This is a genomic window from Xanthomonas sp. SHU 308, from assembly GCF_000364645.1.
GTDB lineage: Bacteria > Pseudomonadota > Gammaproteobacteria > Xanthomonadales > Xanthomonadaceae > Xanthomonas_A > Xanthomonas_A sontii.
On record NZ_AQOK01000435.1, the window covers coordinates 1 to 423 of the forward strand.

General features: G+C 66.2%; 1 protein-coding gene. It reads right to left on the minus strand.

Translation table 11 applies throughout. The annotated features are described in order from the left end of the window. Nucleotides 1–423 (minus strand): methyl-accepting chemotaxis protein (locus D588_RS24845; RefSeq protein WP_017916468.1); only part of this gene is annotated, 423 nt, incomplete at both ends.

Sequence of the window (423 nt, forward strand, 5' to 3'; positions counted from 1 at the left end):
TCATGATGTCGGTGACGCGCTGTACCGAGGCCACGATCTCGGCCATGGTCTCGCCTGCCTGGCGTACCAGGGTCGAGCCATTGGCCACCTGGTCCACCGAGTCGTCGATCAAGCTCTTGATCTCCTTGGCCGCATTCGAGGAACGCTGGGCCAGGGTCCGCACCTCGCTGGCGACCACCGCGAAGCCGCGACCCTGTTCGCCGGCGCGCGCCGCTTCCACCGCCGCGTTCAAGGCCAGGATATTGGTCTGGAAGGCGATGCCGTCGATCACGCCGATGATGTCGGCGATCTTCTTCGACGAGGCCTCGATGCCGCTCATGGTTTCGACCACCTGGCCGACCACGCTGCCGCCTTGCGAGGCCACCGAGGCGGCACCTGCTGCCAACTGGTTGGCCTGGCGCGCGTGCTCGGCATTCTGCTTGA